The sequence below is a fragment of the Cysteiniphilum litorale genome (genome assembly GCF_003428165.1).
Classification (GTDB): Bacteria; Pseudomonadota; Gammaproteobacteria; order Francisellales; family Francisellaceae; genus Caedibacter; species Caedibacter litoralis.
Map to the genome: position 1 here is coordinate 1 of NZ_QLIQ01000083.1, position 4,264 is coordinate 4,264.

The 4,264-nt window shown below is 34.9% G+C and carries 5 protein-coding genes; 3 read left to right on the plus strand and 2 right to left on the minus strand.

Annotated elements, in window-relative coordinates; all coding sequences use genetic code 11:
* Positions 1-50: 50 nt before the first annotated feature.
* Together DNJ75_RS14310 and DNJ75_RS14315 are read right to left on the minus strand one after the other, a co-directional pair.
* Positions 51-881, minus strand: a complete 831-nt coding sequence (locus DNJ75_RS14310) for a hypothetical protein (protein WP_117004118.1) — start codon at positions 879-881, stop codon at positions 51-53.
* Positions 875-1,402 carry a tyrosine-type recombinase/integrase gene (locus DNJ75_RS14315; protein ID WP_117004119.1) on the minus strand — a complete coding sequence of 176 codons (528 nt, stop codon included), beginning with the start codon at positions 1,400-1,402 and terminating at the stop codon, positions 875-877. Before DNJ75_RS14315 ends, DNJ75_RS14310 begins: the two co-directional genes overlap by 7 nt.
* A gap of 198 nt (positions 1,403-1,600) precedes the next feature.
* Here DNJ75_RS14315 and DNJ75_RS14320 point away from each other — a divergent pair, with 198 nt between their 5' ends.
* Genes DNJ75_RS14320 through DNJ75_RS14330 form a run of 3 tightly spaced genes read left to right on the plus strand, consistent with a single transcriptional unit; the run spans position 1,601 to position 4,201 of the window.
* On the plus strand, positions 1,601-3,046 hold the full coding sequence (locus DNJ75_RS14320) for a Mu transposase C-terminal domain-containing protein (RefSeq protein ID WP_117004120.1): 1,446 nt from the start codon (positions 1,601-1,603) through the stop codon (positions 3,044-3,046).
* Entirely contained in the window at positions 3,039-3,845 is an 807-nt protein-coding gene (locus DNJ75_RS14325) for an AAA family ATPase (protein WP_117004121.1), read from the plus strand. Before DNJ75_RS14320 ends, DNJ75_RS14325 begins: the two co-directional genes overlap by 8 nt.
* Positions 3,845-4,201, plus strand: a complete 357-nt coding sequence (locus DNJ75_RS14330; protein ID WP_117004122.1) for a hypothetical protein — start codon at positions 3,845-3,847, stop codon at positions 4,199-4,201. The genes DNJ75_RS14325 and DNJ75_RS14330 overlap by 1 nt, the downstream gene beginning before the upstream one ends.
* The last annotated feature ends 63 nt before the right edge of the window (positions 4,202-4,264 follow it).

Below are 4,264 nucleotides of genomic sequence, written 5' to 3' on the forward strand. Positions count from 1 at the left end.
TGTAACGAGCCAAATTAAATTGCCTGATTTGAGCCACATTATTTTGCCTATTATGTATGTATAACAATTTCTACTTTATCCCCTATTTTAGTTGCAAGATGGTTAGCAGTTTCTTGACAGAGGCAATGAATTTTTACAATTGACGTGTAGGTATTATTTGTACTTTCAAGTGGGAAGTACCAAGCATCTTCATCTTTAATGAAATAGTACCTTCTGCGATCCGTTGGTAATGTGTTCCAAAAACGACCTTTAAGGTTCTTGATGCTTGAATGATATAAAATTAATCTTGATTCATACTCAAATTGACAAAAATATGGCTTGTATGAATCTAGAACGAGACCTAAAAATAATTTAGCTCCAATATTACTCTTATCTAGAATACTATCAATTCTATTTTTCAAATCCACATGATCGTATTGCATAGGTAAAAAATAAAAGTCATTTTCTCTGTTATTAATAACATTTTCATTACCACTGTAAAAAGATGAATCACGATTTACTGGAAAATATTGCTGATCAAACTCAATGGCAACACCTTTATAATTGCTCGCATAATATTTCCACAAATAGTGATACTTACTATCACCTATCGTTTCCTTATCAAACTTAGTAAAGCAAACCATATGAGTTAATTCACGTTCAACCAGTATATTATCTAATAATGAGCTTTTATCACTATTGTAGATGTTACAAAGCTTATCTTGTTGTTGATTATTGTTTTTTATATACTCATAGAGGAAGCTGTATAACGCCTGTGTTTCAACAATGCTATTTTTTATTCCTCTGCAAGGACTTAGTCTTAAACGATTTGACTCGATGATTTTTATGCACGACTCCAATGATGTAAAGTGCAATAGATTACATTCATTTGTGGCTACCATTTCCTTGTAAACTCATCAACAACATGCTCGTCTGTGAAGTTTAGATAAATAGATGTGGTTGTCAAACGATCATGTCCCAGTATTTTTTGAACTGAAGCAATAGAGATACCTTTTTGTAAAGCCAAGGTTGCAAAGGTATGCCTTAGAATATGTGGTGATACCTCTTGAGATACTTGCGCTTTGTTGGCTATTGTTTTTACAATCTTTTGAACCTGCCTAGCACCCACAGGCCATTTGTCATGGATTGCAAAGTAGTGTTCGAGTAAAGTTTGTACGCGTCTTGACATAGGCACCACACGCTTTTTTGTTTTTTTACCGTGAATACCGCCCTTGCCATCAATGCGAATAGATTTTTGCTGCCACATAATTTTTTGTGGTGTGAGGTCACACAATTCAGAAACTCTTAGACCAGTATCTAATAATGTCCAGATAATCATTTTTTCCTGTGGTGTTTCACATGCTTGACAAAGCTTGTCAGCAATTTCTGGTGTAAGTGGCTCGCGCACATACTGATATGCCATTTTTTAATCAATCTCCCTTGTGAGTTCGCAATTTATAAAAATATGCGAATATTATTCGCTTTTAGTTGAAAAATCTATTTTATCTGGGTACAGTCTAGCATAGACGTATTTATCTGCGTTAGCGTGGCTTTTGATGATTACGGTTTGTGGTCATTAAAAATGTGAGAGTTCGTAATATCTAGCGGAAGGCGAACTAAGATGAAAGCTCCAACAATTGCTGAGCTATCAGAGTCTCAAAGACAAGATGCTCATAAAAAATACCAACTTATTGAACCATACTTAAATGGCTCAACCAAACTCAATGATCTTGCCAAAAATAAAAACATCCCACTGCGCACGTTAAATTTCTGGCTTAAGAAATATCGACAAGAAGGTTTGCATGGATTGGCACGAAAATCACGACAGGATAAAGGTAATACGAGAAAGTGTGATCAAAATCTAAGAGAGGTTATTGAAGGACTATACTTTAAAAACCCCACGATGAGTAGTAAAAACATTTATATAATGTTGGAGAAGTATTGCTCTAAGAATAATAGTAAGTTACCAAGCTATCGAACGCTATGTCGCATTATTGACAACATCCCTGATGATATTGCCTTGCTAAATGCAAAAGGCTCTAAAATCTACAAGCAAGCTTATGATTTACTCCACCGCTGGTCAGCTACCTATCCAAATGAGCTTTGGCAAGCAGATCATGTTTTAATTGATATCGAAATTGAAACTAGAAAAGGTATATTGCAACGTCCATGGCTGACCGTAATCATGGATGATTTTAGCAGAGGGGTTTGTGGTTATGAGCTCTCACTGTTGTCACCTTCTTCACAAAAAACTGCCCTATGTTTACGCCATGCCATTTGGAGAAAACAAGATCAGCAATGGCAAATATTTGGCATTCCAGATAATTTATACACTGATCACGGCTCAGATTTTACTTCTCATCATATTGAGCAAGTTTGTATTGATCTGAAAATACAATTAACCTTTTCAACTGTAGGATGCCCAAGAGGCAGAGGGAAAATTGAGCGATTCTTTAGAACACTTAACCAAAAATTAGTTTCATCACATGAAATGTTATCAACTGGTAAGCTAACGCTAGAAAAACTTAATGTCATTATTTATGAATTTATCCTCGATTATAATCAACAAATACATTCAGAAACTGGTTATTCACCCATTGCAAGATGGCAGAATAATGGATTTATCCCCAGAGTGGCTGACTCACTTGATATGCTAGATTTGTTGCTATTCACTGAAGTGAAGCCTAGAAAAGTACAACGTGATGGCATCAAGTTTGAAGGACTACGCTATATCAATATAGCTTTAGCTGAATATATTGGTGAGTCAGTTATGATTAGATATAACCCTTCAGATATTACTGCAATCCGCATTTACTATAAGGACAAGTTTTTATGTCAGGCAATATGCAATGATTTAGCAACTGAACAGGTGAGTTTAAAAGATATTCAGAAAGCTAGAAATACGCGACGCAATGAATTAAAGAAAACCATCAAAAATAGAAAATCTTTGGTTGATGCAGTTATTGAAGCCAGCTCACAAAAGCAAATTGAGGCAATTCCTTCAAAAGATTTATCTGGCAACTTATCTTCTCCACCTAAAAAAATAAAGGTCTATAAAAATGAATAAGTTTATTTGCACAAAGCAGTACAAACAATTTGAAGAATTTTGCAAAGCGTGTCATCGAGATAGATATATTGGATTATGCTACGGCACAGCTGGGGTTGGTAAAACAGAGTCTGCAAAGAATTATACTAAGTGGTATCGCATCGAAACCTATCGAGAAAAAGATGGTAGGCTAAATACTGGCGAAAAACCAAAAATCCAAATGGGTAAGCTCAACAGTATTCTATATACACCATCAGTGCTAAATCCACCGAGAGATTTGATTAAAGAAATTCGTGATGCTCAACGCCAATTTAGCTTATTGAAGGAGCGTTACATCTACGGTAACGAAATTCCTCATCATGCCAGAGTTGAGAATAAAAATTTTGCTGAATTAATTATTATTGATGAGGCTGAAAGACTTAAACCACAAGGCATTGAGCTGTTAAGGGAGTTATATGACAATGGTGAAGCAAATTTTATTTTTGTTGGAATGCCAGGTATTGAAAAAATGCTTCAGCGCTTTCCTCAATTATATTCAAGAATTGGATTTGTACACCAGTTTAAAAAGCTGGGTGCTAATGAGGTGAAATTTATATTACAGTACCATCTTTCCAAGATAAATACAGACATTAAAGATGATGATTTTACTGACCAAGAAGTGGTTGCAACAATTGTTAATGCAACAAATGGTAACTTCAGGCTGATAAATCGACTGATTAAACAATCTCTGAGGATTATGAAGGTAAATTGCATGACAACCATTACAAAAGAAATTGTTGAGGCAGCAAGATCATGCTTATTGGTTGGTGAGGTTAGCTAATGAAGATTGGATATGCGAGAGATTTTAAGTGCGCACCAATTATTCATGCCCAAGTCAAAAAATTAGAATCTGCTAACTGCAATAAAATTTTTACCTCCATGAGATTATTAGAAAATGATGATGTCATGAGTAAAATCAAGGACTTCATTAGAGAAGGCGAGGATACTATTGTTGTTTGCAGTCTCATATGTTTTGGGAAATCGGTTAAAGAGTTGACCATGCTGTTTCACGAATTTAATCAATGGAAATTATCATTTGAAAGTATAGATGACAAATTGGTAGTTGATAGAAACCATTGGGATGTTGTGTTTAGCGGCATTGATTTATATAAAAAACTTGAGTTTGATGAGTCTTGATATTACTCAAAATAGGCAAAATAATGTGGCTCAAATCAGGCAATTTAATTTGGCTCGTTACAA